Here is a 15,299-nt window from a genome sequence, read left to right as displayed (position 1 = left end):
TTGTTGAAAAGTCAGCATTTCGAAACGAAGTGCTGACTTTTTTTTAACTGGCTTGCCAAGGATGTTTCCACGGACCTCTGTATTCTCGTTTCAATTTCGAAGTAGCTTCTTTGTCATCTATGCATATCTTGTTAACGGGGTCATATTTTATAGGCCGGTTCAGCTCCATGGAAATATTTGCTAAGATGCAACACGCGGTCGATATATGGCCCTCTAATACGTCGGCGACCGGTAGTTGATCCTTTTCAATGGCACTTAAGAGATCTAGCATATGTTTACGGGTTGCCGGCGCAGCATTTAGTTCGATTCGCGGTTCTGTTAAATCCTCGGGAAATTGCTCCTTTTCGTACACCACATTTTTGATGATGGGTTCCCCCTTGGTTGGGGTGAATTCATATTTCATCGTACTGCCTTTTAATGTTCCCTTGTCACCGTATATTATAAACGCCCATGGGAATTCGGGGTCGCTGGGTGTGCCCCAAGTACGGTGCGTCCAGATGCAGTTTAGTTCTTCATATTCGAACACGGCAGTTTGCGTGTCGGCAATATTTGATTTCGCTTCTTTTTGTACATATGTCCCTCCAGTGGCAGAAATCTTTTTGGGCCATTGTAAGTTTAACATCCATCGTACTGTGTCGAACATATGTACACACATATCCCCCGGTATTCCGTTGCCATATTCCATAAAAGCTCGCCACCAACTCCCATGAGGTATTCCGTCGTAAGGGCGGAGGGGCGCCGGCCCGGTCCACATATCGTAATCTAAAAAATCTGGTATCGGTTGTTCGGGGGGATTGGCATTACTTTTCATATGAAAGTAGCAACACATCTCCACGTGTGAAATCTTTCCAAGTAACCCCTTTTTAACTATATTTTCGTTGGCGTCAATCATATGGGGTGTGCTACGGCGTTGGGTGCCAACCTGCACTTTTTTGTTGTGTTTTCTTGCTGTCGCAACGATCGCTTCACCCTCAAGTACGTCGACACTGATGGGTTTTTGTAAATACACGTTTGCCCCCGCTTCTATGGCTGCTATCGCCTGTAAAGCATGCCAATGATCTGGTGTGCCAATCAGAACAAGATCAAGTTTGTGGTTTGCTAATAGCTCTCGATAGTCGCCATACTTTTTTGGAACCTTTTTAGAAACTTGTCGCCGAGAAATCAAAATAGCAGCCTCGTCAAGGCGTTTTTTGTCAACATCGCATACCGCGACAACTTCAACATTACTGACTTGGAGCAAGCGAAACAGGTCACTTTTCCCGTACCAGCCTGTACCAATTAATGCGACTTTTTTATGGGTTATAGCGTGCATCGATAGACCACTACTTTGCAAAACCGATAATGATAAAAGGGCACCCGTCCCAATTAAAAAATGTCGTCGATTTAGGGATGTATCTTCCATACTTATGTGGACAGTTAGCGTTTATAATTTTGATAATTCAATATAAGAAAAATCTTTCAAACTTGAGAACGTATACTTGGTACATCGAATTTTAAGTAAGCAAATGTTGAACAAACCACATTTATTCGATACATTTGAGCTTCACTAAACTCATTCACAACTTTTTCTCACCCTAAGCCGATGAAGTTTTTTAAGATTTTTTTATTACTGCTGTGTTCTATTTCGGTTTATGGACAAGATGAACGAAGTCCTGTCGTCTCTTTTGATCAAGCTTATAAGCGCGCTTACAGCGCAACTAAAATAGTCGATAATCCGCCGAGGATTGATGGGCGACTTGATGATTCTGTCTGGATAAATCAAGGAGTGTGGTCAGAAAAATTTTCACAAGTTATTCCTTTTGAAAGGGCACATACGGACTCTTGGACAAGAGGTAAAATATTCTACGATGATAAGTATATTTACATAGGGATTTATTGTAAAGACATTCATCCAGAAAAAATGAACGCTTTTATAGGAAATCGAGATGACAACAGTAATGGAGACCTTATTAGTATAGCCTTCGATCCGTATCACGACTACCGAGCTGCAGTAGAATTTAATTTAAATTTAGGAGGTAATAAAACGGATCTTACTGTAACCGACAAGCTATCTGTAAATTTGAGTTGGAATGCGGTTTGGGAAGGGAAAACCTTCAAAAATATGGAGGATTCAAGCTGGACGGCAGAACTTCGGATTCCTTTTAACCAGATACGATATAATCAGATTAATGAGGATGGCATTTGGGGGTTACATATTCGCCGAATTATACGTAGAAACAATGAGGTTCAAAACTGGAGTTTGATCCCTATAAAGAATAATGGTCATGTATTTTCTTTCGGTGAGATGCACGGAATGCATGATCTTCCTAAACCAAAAGGAATTGAAGTATTGCCTTACGTTATGAGTAAATTAATCCGTGAACCGAGTATTCCTAACAGCCCTTACCAGAATGGGAGTCGCTGGAAGTTGAACGGAGGAGTAGATGCAAAAGTAGCAGTAAACGATTATACGTTAGATCTTTCGATAAATCCCGATTACGGACAGGTTGAATTAGATCCCTCAGTCATGAATTTGACGGCTTATGAAGTTTTCTATGATGAAAAGAGACCTTTTTTTCTAGAGGGTAAGCACATTCTGGAGTTCGATAATAATGAGGGTGGTATGATGTTCTATTCTCGCCGGATTGGAGCGAGGCCTAAATACCAGGTTTCTCAAATTGATAATCAAAATAGTTTTGTGAGTACGCCAGATTTTGTGCCGATAATTGGTGCGATGAAATTGACGGGAACCAATAAAAAGGGGCTGACAATAGGTTTGCTTGAAAGTATTACTGCCCGCTCTTCCGCATACGTGACTAGAAGCGGCGAGGAAGATAGGATAGTCAATGAACCGTTAACCAATTACACGGTGGCGCGTGTTCAAAAGAATTGGGAGGGAAATACTTTATTAGGTGGGATGTTTACTTCGGTGAATCGACGATTGGATGATAAGCATCTTGAAGAATACCTAGTTAAAGACGCGTTTGCGGCGGGAGTAGATTTTACGCAATATTTTTCTAAGCGTCTCTATTATATCGAAACTAAGGCAATGTATAGTTCGCTTGCGGGTTCAACGGATGCTATAATGAACACCAAACGAAATGCGACGCATTTTTACCAACGTAAATCTGGACGTGATTATCTGGAGATGGATCCTGATGGGAGAGCGTTATCTGGAACCGGAGGCTATTTTAAGGCGGGTAAAAAGGGAAACGCGCAGTGGAACTATTCAGAAACGTTTAGTTGGTCTTCACCTGGGTTTGACGTTAATGACGTTGGATACTTGAAGCAAACGGATTATAAACTTAACGAATCTGAGCTTGCGTTTCGAAAGACTGATCCATGGGGTCCTTTTCGTTTTGCAGGGATAAATCTTACGCAGCGGAATGTCTGGAGTTATGGAGGAAAGATGATGGACAACAACGTTGCTGTACGTTGGCGCAGTCTAAGTATTCGAAAACGTGTAGAGATGGACGTGAAAGAAACTTTCAGCTGGAATACCGTTGATAGTAGAATGCTCCGAGGAGGACCAGATCTTCGTTATAATTCTAATTTTACTACGAATATTTCAATTGGCTCTGATCGAGCGCAACGTGTTATCTTTAAGGTCGAATACGATGGAAAGCATTTTGTGGATGGAAAAACGAGATACAATGAAATTAGACCGTCCATGACCTTCCGTATAGGAAATCATATCCATCTAGTTAGTCAATTTAATTATGCGTGGAATAAGGATAATCTACAATATGTAGGGGCGATGGAAATTCCTTTAATTAACCCGGAGGAAGAGTCCTATGTGATGGGTAGGATGAAACAAGAAACTTATGGCTTAACATTTCGTTTACAAGGGAATATAACACCTGATTTTTCAATTCAATATTATGGCTCTCCCTTTACCTCAACAGCTAGCTATGATCAATTTAAGTGGGCCGATAACACACTTTCGAAAAATTATAACGATCGTTTTAAATTGTTTTCTGCGGAACAAATTAGTTATTCCGACGGCCAATATACTATTGGTGAGGGCGGACAGAAGGTACAATTTAAAGACCCTAATTTTAGTTTTAACGAATTTCGATCCAATTTGGTTGCTCGTTGGGAATATAAGCCTGGATCAACGATTTATTTAGTGTGGGAACATAATCGATCAGGTCAATTGCCAATATATCAACCTGGTTGGACGAATAACTTTGATGACCTATGGCGCGTCGCTCCCACTAATACATTTATGGTGAAATTAAATTACTGGCTGGGCTGGTAATTTACTGATATCGACGTTAAACTTGTTTTTCAGTTTTTCTTTTGTTAAAGAATAACTCTATTTGTTGCAGAGAGAATGCGTTTAAGCATTTTTCTACCGACAGTCCACCTTTACGCGCTACGTGAATGCCGTGTTCCATGTCTAAGAGTCCTTCCGTGCGATGGGCGTCTGGATTAACGGATAATAATACGCCTTTTTCAAGGGCATATTGATGCCAACGCCAATCTAAATCTAAACGAAGTGGATTGGCGTTAATCTCAATTACCACTTTATTTATCGCACAGGCCTCGATTACCTTTTTATAATCAATAGGGTAACCCGCACGCGAGAGTAGTAGGCGTCCCGTTGGATGTCCTAGAATTGTGGTATAAGGGTTCTCGATAGCGGTGATTAATCGTTGAGTAGCTTTTTGTTCATCCATTCGAAAATTACTATGTATGGAAGCTACCACGAAGTCAAACTGAGATAGGATGGCATCGTCATAATCCAATGACCCATCCGCCAAAATATCGGACTCTATCCCTTTGAATATTTTAAAAGGGGTTAGCTTTTGATTGAGCTTCTCGATTTCTTCCCATTGCTCTCGTACGCGATCGACAGAGAGCCCCTGAGCATATACCGCTGTTCTCGAGTGGTCACAGATTCCAAAATATTCCAGCCCCAAATTTTCCTTGCAATAAAGAGCCATTTGTTCTAAAGTGTGGACACCATCACTATAGCTCGAGTGATTGTGTAGCGTGCCCTTTAAGTCTGCAAAGGTGATAAGTTTTGGAAGCCTCTTTTCCGACGCCCATTTTATTTCTTGGAGTCCCTCTCTGAGTTCGGGTTCAATATATTCTAATCCTAAGGCGTGGTAAATATCCACTTCTGTACTTAAGGGTAAAATTTCTTTATCAAGTAATTTAATTTTCTCAAGATGTGCAGTGCTTCCGGTAGTCTCGAATAGGTTAATCCCAAATCGCTCAATTGGGCTGTATTTAATCGCATATTTTAGGCCTTGCTGGTCACTTAAAATAATAACTTCGTTACTCGTTTGCAATACAGTATAGTTTGTGACGTTGCTTTTTAATACGTTAATTAGTTGTTCCGGCGGAGCGGAAGTTAAAAGCTCGATCACAGAAATTATCTCGCATTTGCGGCGAAATTCACCTGTAAAGTCTACTCGTGCCTCCGGAAAATTTGTTAAGAGATAGTCTCGCATTGTCATCGCTTGCTTTTCAACTTTTGCATACAGGAATAATCCCTGATTTGCATTTGAAAATTCAATTGCTTTGCGGATTTCCTCCTGTGTTTTTAGGCCGAACCCTTTCGCTTGAACAAGTCTATTTTCGTTACAAGCATAAAGTAGTTCTCCGACGGTCTCTATTTCAAGGTCCTTCCAGATTACTTGTACCTTTTTGGGCCCCAGCCCTTTTATGGAGAGCATATCTAAGATGCCTTTTGGAGTTTTAGATATGTATTTATCTAAATCATCAAAAGAACCTGTTTGGATCAGCTTTATGATTTTTTCTGCTGTGCTTTTTCCTATACCAGGATACTCACTTAGCTGCTCCGCGGTAGATTCAGCAGCTGAAAATGGTAGTTTATCGATTCTATAAGATGCCGTTGCCATATTTTTTGATCTGAACGTATTTTCGTTATACAATTCCATTAATTGACCACAAAATTTAAATACTTTCGCTATTGCTTTATTATCCATCTTACAGTTTTACGATTAACTTGTTAATTCTTCTTTTTATACGTCTTTAGCAGTTTCAACGGCGGGTCTGTTATATTTATTTATTATTAAACGGATGCCGCTATTTTTGGTAAAGAATTTAAGGGTCCAATTGATAAACGTCACCAATTTGTTCCTGAAACCAAAGATAGAAACTAAATGCACAAACATCCACGTTAACCAAGCTAAAAATCCCTTCATATGGAAATTACCCATATCCACCACTGCGCGATTACGGCCTACGGTCGCCATAGATCCTTTATCAAAATATTTGAACTCTGTTGAAGTTTCTCCATTTATTGATTTTAGGATATGCTCGGCTACGAACGATCCCTGCTGCTGTGCAACAGGAGCAACCCCTGGAAGTCCTCTAGGGGTTTGTTCGGTAATCATAGCCGATACGTCACCGATCGCATAAACGTTTTGCATACCGATGACACGGCATTGTCCATCGGTCGCAATTCGGTTTCCCCGCTCGATGATCTCGGAAGGGATTCCTTCGGGAAATTGCCCCATTACACCAGCGCCCCAAATAACGGTTTTTGTGTCAATACTTTCTCCATTGGAGAACGTTATAGTATTTCCATCGTATCCGGTTACTTGGGTATTTAATTTTACTTTTACACCAAGTTCTTGTAAATAGCGCGTTGCATCTTGAGAGGATTTTTCCGATAACGCACCCAGAATTTTCCCTGTTCCTTCAACAAGGTATACATTCATCTCATGAGTAGAAAGTTCGGGGTAATCTTTTTTGAGCATGTGCAACTGTATTTCTGCAATTGCGCCGGAGAGCTCGACACCTGTCGGTCCGCCGCCAACTACGACAAAATTTAGAAAACGTTGCCTATCCATGGTATTTTTGCGTAGTACAGCCTCTTCTAGGTTTTGTAACACATAGCTACGGATATCAAGCGCTTCCTTTATACTTTTCATTGGCAGAGCATATTTTTCTACCTGTTTATTCCCGAAAAAATTTGAAGTTGCACCCGTTGCAATAATTAGATAATCGTAGTCATATTCGCCTACCGAAGTGAAAACTACTTTTGATTGTTCATTTATATTTAACACTTCTGCCATTCTAAAATGAAAATTCACTTGCGATTTAAACATTTTGCGAATAGGGAAGGAGATAGCATCGGCGGCAAGCGTCCCGGTCGCGACTTGGTACATTAACGGTTGGAATGTGTGGAAATTGTTGCGATCTATCAGCAATACTTCTACTTCTTTATCCTTTAATTTCCGAGCTGCTTCAACTCCTCCGAAACCACCGCCTATAATGATGACTCGTGGGAAACTTCTTTCTGATCTATCTAATAACATGATATACTAATTTTGTTCAATTTTTAAAATTTTACAAATATCCTAATCGTTTGTTTGTTCGCTTGTTATTTTTTTATAAAGAACTGCGGAGCACCGGTTTATCCGAAAATGATTTCCACATACAAAACTACGAAATCTAAGTGTATTTTATACACTTAGTATGATTTGTCTTCTAAGCCCCCTTTGATTTTTATAGAAAGATTGTTATTGATATTGGTTAAACGTAGCTGACAAGCTAATCGACTTTGTTCGGTTACATCCGGGAGCGTATCAAGCATATCGAGTTCCATGTCACTTGCACTGTGGAGATTTTCCGCTCCCTCGCGAATTTGAACGTGGCAGGTAGCACATAACGCAATCCCTCCGCAGGTAGCAAGTATTTTATAATTCCATGCCTTTAGCAGCTCCATAAGACTCATATTGACATCTGTAGGTATTTCAAGTTGTTGTATCGTGCCATCGCGATCTTCAACGGTTATGTTAATGATATTTTCCATTTAAAAACTATTGACGCCATTTACGGTCGTATATTTGAAGGTTAATTTTTGTTCGGGGTAGACGTATTTAAATGCACTTTGCGCCATTAGCGCTGCCTCATGATATCCACAAAGAATGAGTTTTAGTTTTCCGGGGTAAGTGTTGATATCTCCGATAGCATAAATTCGTTCGATATTAGTTGAGTAATCGAAAGTATTGACGGAAATAGCATTTTTATCGACATTTAATCCCCAAGAAGCGATAGGGCCAAGTTTCGGGCTTAAGCCATATAGGGGAATGAAATGATTCGCAGGTACCAGTATCTCTTCTTTTTGCTTATTAGATAATTTTATGTTTTCGAGTTTGCCATTTCCCTCTAATGAAACGAGTTGATGTGACAAAAGAAGATTAATCTTGCCCTCAGCAGCCAATTTGTACACTTTTTCAGCTGAATCTGGCGCACCCCGAAAAGCATCTGAACGATGGACGAGAGTTACTTTTTGTGCGATATCGGCTAAGTGTATCGTCCAGTCCAACGCGGAATCACCACCACCCGCTATGACTATTTCTTTGCTTCGGAAGCTTTCCGGTCTCCGCACCATGTAATGAACATATCCACTTTCATAAAGTTCAAGGTTCGCGAGTTCCGGTTTTCTCGGTTCAAAACAACCTAAGCCACCCGCAATAACGATGACTTTTGCACGGATTGTTGTTTGTTCTGACCCTGTTACTATAAAGCTTCCATCGGATTGTCGTTCAATGTTCTCAACTCTTTCACCTAAGGTAAATGTTGGACTGAATGGAGCGATTTGTTCCATTTGCTTGTCAATCAGTTCATGGGCTTTAATCGTAGGGTATCCAGGAATATCGTATATTGGTTTATGAGGGTATATTTCGGAGAGTTGTCCACCAATTTGTGGCAAGACATCAATTACGTGACATCGCATTTTTAGTAACCCTGCTTGAAAAACAGCGAAAAGCCCGACGGGCCCTGCGCCGATAATACATAGGTCTGTTGTTATCATATTTCTTTGTTTAAATTTCCGTATATCGTGTTTAAAATGCGTACAAAATGGCTGAAATCCTCATCGGTAAGATTTTCCCACGCTTTCATTCTAATTTGAGCAATTTCAGGAGCAAGGGATTCAACCTTTTGTTTACCAGCATCGGTTAATCCTATTTGAAGGCACCGACGATCTGTAGGATGTTCAACTCGTTCAACCAATTTTTTCTTGATGACGTTGTCAATGATACGTGTTAATGTCGGTTGGTCCTTGCCTGATTGCGCGGCGAGTTCTTTGTGAGTAAGGCTTTCTGATTGTTGAAAAAGAATCTTTAAAATAGCCCATTGATCGATAGTGATATCAAACTCTTTTCGTGCAAAAGAGGTTTGTGCAAATTGCTTTACTCGGCGTGCTGTGCGATCAAGTATAGACGAGTATTGATTATATTTTTCCTTTAGCATAACAATTTTTAGTACAACAACTAATTTACAACTAAAAAAATCAATAAAAAAAAAGAGAAGCGTTAACTTCTCTTTTTAATGTCATATTCTAAGCGAGATCTTTCAAGTAACGTTAAAATTCTTCTACTGATCTAAAATCCACTTGAATTTATATTGCGTTTCTGGGATCTTAGCCCGGTCGGCAAGCCGCAGTAGACGGTCGGGTAGTTTCATAAGATAGTCACGCGCTTTCTCTCCTTTATCATTTAAACCGGTTACCTTATCTATCGCCCAGTCTTCGTTTAGCGTTTTTAATATATCAACATAATCTACTGCTGTGTAGACATCGAGGCGCTGTGCTGCATCAGAAAAGTGTGCGAAGGCTTCGCTTTGTGGTTCTCCTGCTTCCCGTAAAAAATGGGCGGGCATGACAATTTTTTTGCGCATCATATCTTCAAATGCGAGCATGACTTCGCTAGGATCGACTTTGAAGGCGTGGCTGATAAATGACATGTAAGCTTTAGCATGTCGAGCTTCATCAGCAGCTATAACACCACACATTTTCGCGAGCAGTTTATCGCCTGATTTTTTTGAAATAGCCGCTACGCGTCTGTGAGATACGTTGGTCGCTAATTCTTGGAATGAGGTGTAAATAAAGTTTCTGTAAGGATCAGCTCCCGTTCCAATGTCGAAACCATCATGAATCAAATACTGTGTTGATATTTCAAACTGACGCATGTCTACTCTTCCGGAGAGGTAAAGATATTTGTTTAAAAGGTCACCATGCCGGTTTTCTTCCGCAGTCCATGCTCGAACCCATTTCATCCATCCTCCCTGTTCATTCTTTTCAACATCGTCCACCATGGTTAACCATGATTCATAAGTAGGCAGTGCTTCTTCCGTAATAGTATCACCGATAAGTACGGCCACTAAATCGTATGGAAGTTCCTTTGCGCTCTCTTGCAGATCTCTGACTTCTTCAAAAAAAGTATCACGAGATGAGTCGGGTAAAAAATCGGCAGGTTGCCACATTTGTTCGACAGGCTTTAAGTATTCGCTCATTTCGTTTAACATGAACGGTTCCATATAAGCCATGACCTCTTTCCGTGATCCTTCTGGGATATTTAATGGTAATTCTTGCATATCTAGTACAAAGGTAGCCAATTAGCATTATATTATTTATCAATTTTTCTATAAAATAATTTGGTGAATACAATGTCATATTCTTTACAAACTCATTTTATGTGTGAAGAAATGTCTTTCATTGAGTCGTTTTTACCCCTTAATATACTAACTTTGTAGGGAATAAAAGCAACATATAAATTGAAGAATTTTGATATAAATAAAATAAGAGCAGACTTTCCAATTCTGAAGCGTGAAGTGAATGGTAAACCTCTGGTATACTTTGATAATGGAGCTACGACGCAAAAGCCAAAGCAGGTTATCGATGCCATCATAAACTATTATGCTGACATGAATAGTAATGTTCATCGTGGTGTTCATTATTTAAGTCAAATTTCTACTGATGCATTCGAAGTTACTCGGCGAAAAACACAGGCGTTTATTAATGCTGCTCATGAACATGAAGTCATTATTACCAAAGGTACCACTGAGTCTATCAATATTATAGCTACTTGTTATGGACGAACGTTTATTGGCGAGGATGATGAAATTATAATCTCAGCAATGGAACATCACTCGAATATCGTGCCTTGGCAAATGCTGTGTGATGAGAAAGGATGTAAGTTACGTGTTATTCCCATGAATGAGCATGGAGAGTTGGATCAGCAAGCTTATAAAGCATTATTTTCTGAACGTACGAAGCTCGTTTCCTTTACATTTGTTTCAAACGCATTAGGTACAGTGAACCCCGTCAAGGAGATGATTGAAGTCGCCCATGAACATGGAGTGCCTGTACTTGTTGATGGAGCTCAAGCGATTCAGCATATACCGGTTGATGTTCAAGATCTTGACGTCGATTTTTTTGCTTTTTCCGGTCACAAAATGTATGGACCTACGGGAATTGGTGTACTTTATGGAAAAGAAGCTTTATTAAATGCTATGCCGCCTTATCAGGGAGGGGGGGATATGATTAAAGATGTGACTTTCGAAAAAACAACGTATAATGAATTGCCATTTAAATTTGAAGCAGGCACACCTAACATAGAAGCTGGTATATGTCTTGCAGATGCCTTTGATTATATCAATAATATTGGTCTTGCAGCGATTCAGGCTTACGAAGAGGAATTGTTAGAATATGCTACTGAACGGTTGTCTGAAGTCGAAGGAATTCGTTTTATCGGTACTGCACATCATAAATCCTCGGTAATTTCTTTTGTCGTGGATGGAATTCACCCTTACGACATCGGGGTTATCTTGGATAAACTAGGGATTGCCGTGCGGACGGGACACCATTGTGCCCAACCGGTAATGGAACAGTTTGGGATTCCCGGCACTGTTCGTGTATCTTTGGCGATGTACAACACAAAAGAGGAAGTTGATGTATTGACGACTGGACTGCAACGTGCTGTTAACATGTTAAGATAATCAAATTTCAGGCTTCTAATTAAATAACAATTAATAATGACAATAAACGAGATACAAGACGAACTTATTGAAGATTTTTCCTTTTATCAAGATTGGATGGAGAAATACGAATACATTATTCAATTAGGTAAGGAAGTTCCGTTAATAGATGAAAAATACAAGACTGAAAATTACTTAATAAAGGGTTGTCAGTCTAGAGTATGGTTGTTTGCTGACCTGGTGGATGGTAAGATCGAATATACTGCCGATAGCGATGCAATAATTACAAAGGGTCTTGTTAGTTTAATGGTGAAGGTGCTTTCGGGACATACACCGAGTGAGGTCGCAAATACAGATCTTTATTTTATCGACCAGATAGGGTTAAAAGAGCATCTTTCGCCGACACGTGCTAATGGACTTTTGTCTATGGTTAAACAAATGAAATTATACGCGCTTGCCCTACAGGCAAAACAAGCATAAAAAATTGCCGAAGTATTATACTTTTAAGTATGATGCTTCGATTTCTTCTCCGAAATACAGTGTTGCCTTTTCTTGGAAATCCTGTGGATTATCAGTAGTAAAGAATATCATAGCACTTTCTTTAGAACAGGATAATTCAATATCCTTATGCCTGTGTAAATAGCTGGTTAAGCTATCGGCTATCAGGGGTCCTTGCGCCACGATATTTACTCCTGGTGGTATATATCGCTCAATAACGGGTAATAACAGTGGGTAATGGGTGCAAGCAAGTACAATGGCATCGATTTTCTCACTTTTTGATAGCATTTTCTCTAGATCTTTTGCCACTATATATTCTGCTGCAGGCGTGTTAATTTCGTTGTTTTCGACTAACGGAACCCAAAGAGGGCAGGCGTGTTGATATACTTGTATGCCCGGATGGAATTTGTTGATTTCAATTTTATAAGAATTTGAACGAATCGTTCCCAAAGTAGCGAGGATACCAACTTCACCGGTCTTGGTGTAATTGTTAATAGATTCTGTGGTCGGACGGATTACGCCGAGAACTTTTTTTCCTGCAGGTAAATCATTTTGTTGTATTGTGCGAAGCGCTTTAGCGGATGCGGTGTTACAGGCTAATATAACGAGATTGCAACCTAGGTCAAAAAGTTTGAACACACATTCCTTTGTATATTGATAAACTGTTTCAAATGAACGGGAGCCATAGGGAACACGTGCGTTATCGCCTAGATATATATAATCGTATTGCGGAAGTGCTTTTTTAATTTCCCTAAATATGGTTAATCCTCCATAACCGGAATCGAATATGCCAATTGGACCTTGCTGCATGTTATTTTTTTACCTGTTTAACATCGCAAAGATGAGGTTTCTTCGCTGTTTTTCAAAACAACTAAATGGGGATTGCCTGAATAATATCTTCCATTTACCTGTTGTTGCCTGCAGGCTTTTTGGGAGCACTCGTCGGCCTAATATACGACTGTGCCAAAACGAACACAGTAAAACATAACGCCTTTATGTTTTACTGTGTGATTTCTTCGATGTCTCCGTGTAGAATTGGTTTGAGACTATCGAAACTGATTTCCTTTCAATACTAAGATTTAAGGAGGCTGGGATTTTCCTTATAAGTTTGCCAAAGAAGTTCTCCGAAAAGGGTGTTGGTCCATGCAAACCAATGACGGGTAAAGTTTTTGGGGTCGTCTTTATGGAAAGATTCATGCATAAAACCGGTGTCACCATGCGTTTTCCGTAACGTTTCGATACACGTTTTAATTTCCTGGTTATCGTTCGACGTGAAAGCACGCATAATAATGGACATTGGCCAAATCATATCGCGTCCAATGTGCGGCCCCCCAACACCTTCAGCAGCTGATCCCTTGAAGAAGAAAGGATTTTTTTCAGAAAGGATGAACTTTCTTGTTCTTTGGTATACCTCATCATTCACATTGACCGCTCCTAAATAAGGAAGAGCGAGTAATGAAGGTACATTTGCATCGTCCATTAACAGTTGGCTGCCAAACCCGTCAATCTCGAAAGCATAAATTTTTCCATATTCGGGGTGTTCGACGATTCCATAACGATTTACGGCATTCTCTACCTCCGTCGCTAATGCCTCCATACGCGAGGCCAAATCTGTGTTGTTTTTTACTTTCCGTAGTATTTCTGCAGATTGACGTAAACTTACAACAGCAAAGAGATTGGAGGGAATTAGAAAGAGAAATATTGACGCATCATCTGAGGGACGAAATGCAGAGCATATTAATCCAACAGGATTTACTGGATAGCCTAAGCCATCAACCTGTAGTGTGTCAGATCCTCGATCGGTGGTTCTTGCGAATTTATAAGGGCCAAGATCGTTTTTGCGTTGCTGTTCAGTAAATGTCTTGTATATGTTTTCTTGCGCTTTTACCCACTCATCATCAAATGGCGTCGAGTCGTTGGTATGTTGCCAGTAATGGTATGCAAGACGGATAGGGTAACACAACGAATCAATCTCCCATTTACGTTCGTGAATACCAGGCGTCATATCTGTGTGATCTGAAAACCATTCTCCTTTTTTGTTCGGATCGTTATAAAAAGCATTGGCGTAGGGATCAATATTGATACATTGTGATTGTTTGTTGATTAATCCCAATATTAGGTCTTGTAGCTTTTTGTCTTTTTTCATAAAAGGAAGATACGGCCATACTTGAGCACTACTATCACGTAACCACATGGCATCAATATCACCTGTTATGACATATGTAAGCTTTCTATTCGCAGTTGACTCGTCATAAATTGTTGTATCGAGAGTGTTGGGGAAACAATTGTTGAAAAGCCATCCCAGTTCTTTATTGGGAACTTTTTTTTGAAATTCGGCGATAGCATCTTCAATAACCTTACTTGAAAAATGCCTCTTATCGGACGAAACTCGCACCGTTGGAAATTCAGCAAAAGATTCGGCAAAAGAGAACTTGCTTACGGCAAGCCCCATGCTTAACGCTGCCGTATTTTTAAGGAAATTTCTTCGTTTCATTGATTTTATTCAGTCTATATTCAACTTTAGTTTGTGTTTACAGCACCTAAGATAGTTATTAAATTGGGAATTAATGATAGATAAACGATTTAGCATCATATCCGAAGTTATGACGTTTTCATATATTATGGTTACATTTGTTATGAATTATTATTTCGGAATAATAATTGCGATGGTCAACGGCAAATTATTTGTTAACTTATGAAGCGTAACAGCGTTATTCTATATTTTTCTCTATTCCTAGCTTTGTCGTCTATACAGTCGGCGGATGCGCAGGTAACGAATCTACCTTATTCTTATCAGCATTTTCAAAAATACAATGAACTACTTTACTCTCCTGATACTCGGTACCATACGGCATCGAAGCCTTATCTCTTAAAAGGGGAGATGTTGAGTAAATATGATTCGTTAACTACATTAAATCATGTTGATTCGCAGAATGGTTTCCTTCGTAAAATTTTTAATGAACATCTTATCGAAATCAATCACGACAATCATTCGTTCTATGCGGACTTCCTACCCGAATTGGTGATCGGTAAAGAAATGATCGATTCGGATAAAAGAACGACATGGCTTGGCACGA

At 39.8% G+C, this 15,299-nt stretch carries 12 protein-coding genes and 1 pseudogene; 4 read left to right on the top strand and 9 right to left on the bottom strand.

The genetic code is table 11. The annotated features are described in order from the left end of the window. Window positions 1-43: 43 nt before the first annotated feature. The gene (locus HP439_RS02430) at window positions 44-1,402 is read right to left on the bottom strand and encodes a Gfo/Idh/MocA family protein (RefSeq protein ID WP_172388757.1); all 1,359 of its coding nucleotides are present in this window, start codon (window positions 1,400-1,402) and stop codon (window positions 44-46) included. A 180-nt stretch (window positions 1,403-1,582) separates the two neighbouring features. On the opposite strand from HP439_RS02430, the gene HP439_RS02425 reads away from it, so the two are divergent. Next, window positions 1,583-4,240 carry a DUF5916 domain-containing protein gene (locus tag HP439_RS02425; protein WP_172388756.1) on the top strand — a complete coding sequence of 886 codons (2,658 nt, stop codon included), beginning with the start codon at window positions 1,583-1,585 and terminating at the stop codon, window positions 4,238-4,240. Window positions 4,241-4,256: 16 nt separating this feature from the next. Here HP439_RS02425 and HP439_RS02420 read toward each other — a convergent pair whose 3' ends face one another. The 6 genes from HP439_RS02420 to HP439_RS02395 all read right to left on the bottom strand — a co-directional run bounded on the left by HP439_RS02420 (window position 4,257) and on the right by HP439_RS02395 (window position 10,341). Beyond that, complete coding sequence (locus HP439_RS02420; protein WP_172388755.1) at window positions 4,257-5,939, bottom strand: DNA polymerase/3'-5' exonuclease PolX; 1,683 nt, start codon at window positions 5,937-5,939, stop codon at window positions 4,257-4,259. Window positions 5,940-5,975: 36 nt separating this feature from the next. Further along, window positions 5,976-7,277, bottom strand: a complete 1,302-nt coding sequence (locus HP439_RS02415; RefSeq protein ID WP_172388754.1) for an NAD(P)/FAD-dependent oxidoreductase — start codon at window positions 7,275-7,277, stop codon at window positions 5,976-5,978. 155 nt (window positions 7,278-7,432) lie between these two features. Further along, the gene (locus HP439_RS02410; RefSeq protein ID WP_172388753.1) at window positions 7,433-7,774 is read right to left on the bottom strand and encodes a 2Fe-2S iron-sulfur cluster-binding protein; all 342 of its coding nucleotides are present in this window, start codon (window positions 7,772-7,774) and stop codon (window positions 7,433-7,435) included. Beyond that, on the bottom strand, window positions 7,775-8,779 hold the full coding sequence (locus HP439_RS02405) for an NAD(P)/FAD-dependent oxidoreductase (protein WP_172388752.1): 1,005 nt from the start codon (window positions 8,777-8,779) through the stop codon (window positions 7,775-7,777). It abuts the gene before it with no gap. Beyond that, window positions 8,776-9,219: a MarR family winged helix-turn-helix transcriptional regulator gene (locus tag HP439_RS02400; protein ID WP_172388751.1), complete on the bottom strand. Its 444-nt coding sequence runs from the start codon at window positions 9,217-9,219 to the stop codon at window positions 8,776-8,778. The genes HP439_RS02405 and HP439_RS02400 overlap by 4 nt, the downstream gene beginning before the upstream one ends. 123 nt (window positions 9,220-9,342) lie before the next feature. Then, window positions 9,343-10,341, bottom strand: a complete 999-nt coding sequence (locus HP439_RS02395) for an acyl-ACP desaturase (protein WP_172388750.1) — start codon at window positions 10,339-10,341, stop codon at window positions 9,343-9,345. 180 nt (window positions 10,342-10,521) lie between these two features. Here HP439_RS02395 and HP439_RS02390 point away from each other — a divergent pair, with 180 nt between their 5' ends. Together HP439_RS02390 and HP439_RS02385 are read left to right on the top strand one after the other, a co-directional pair. Next, window positions 10,522-11,745 (top strand): cysteine desulfurase, encoded by a 1,224-nt coding sequence (locus HP439_RS02390; protein WP_172388749.1) that lies wholly within the window; start codon window positions 10,522-10,524, stop codon window positions 11,743-11,745. Window positions 11,746-11,781: 36 nt separating this feature from the next. Beyond that, window positions 11,782-12,204, top strand: a complete 423-nt coding sequence (locus tag HP439_RS02385; RefSeq protein WP_172388748.1) for a SufE family protein — start codon at window positions 11,782-11,784, stop codon at window positions 12,202-12,204. Between the two features lie 15 nt (window positions 12,205-12,219). On the opposite strand, the gene murI is transcribed toward HP439_RS02385, so the two are convergent. Further along, on the bottom strand, window positions 12,220-13,032 hold the full coding sequence (murI, locus tag HP439_RS02380; protein WP_172388747.1) for a glutamate racemase: 813 nt from the start codon (window positions 13,030-13,032) through the stop codon (window positions 12,220-12,222). Window positions 13,033-13,294: 262 nt separating this feature from the next. Further along, a complete protein-coding gene (locus HP439_RS02375; protein WP_172388746.1) occupies window positions 13,295-14,716 on the bottom strand; it encodes a glycoside hydrolase family 125 protein in 1,422 nt (473 codons plus the stop codon). A 201-nt stretch (window positions 14,717-14,917) separates the two neighbouring features. Between HP439_RS02375 and HP439_RS02370 the strand changes: the two are divergent. Then, window positions 14,918-15,299: pseudogene (locus tag HP439_RS02370) on the top strand (gliding motility protein RemB); the annotation flags it as partial.

This window comes from Sphingobacterium shayense (genome assembly GCF_013179575.1).
GTDB lineage: Bacteria > Bacteroidota > Bacteroidia > Sphingobacteriales > Sphingobacteriaceae > Sphingobacterium > Sphingobacterium shayense.
The sequence above is the reverse complement of the archived record's forward strand: the minus strand, read 5'-3'. Positions and strand labels throughout refer to the sequence as shown.